Consider the following 212-nt stretch of genomic DNA (forward strand, 5'->3'; position numbering starts at 1 on the left):
GTTCAGCTTGCTTGCCGTTACTATGTAGGTTGTGCTTTCTGCTGGTGGAGTTGCTCCTGATGCTTGTACATAATCGCTGCTTACGTAGCCTGTGCGGCCGTTGTAGTTAATTTTGTACCAGCTTCCGCTTTTGCTCACCACGGACAGCTTCTGGCCTTTGGTCACACTTCCAATAGCTGCATAGTTGGTACCTGCTCCGCTTCTTACGTTCA

The 212-nt window shown here is 49.5% G+C and carries 1 protein-coding gene; it reads right to left on the bottom strand.

The window, feature by feature from the left end:
* Window positions 1–212, bottom strand: a 212-nt coding sequence (locus M3225_RS29380) for an SH3 domain-containing protein (protein WP_251400800.1), incomplete at both ends; no start/stop codon positions are given.

It is taken from the genome of Priestia aryabhattai, assembly GCF_023715685.1.
GTDB classification, from domain to species: domain Bacteria; phylum Bacillota; class Bacilli; order Bacillales; family Bacillaceae_H; genus Priestia; species Priestia aryabhattai_B.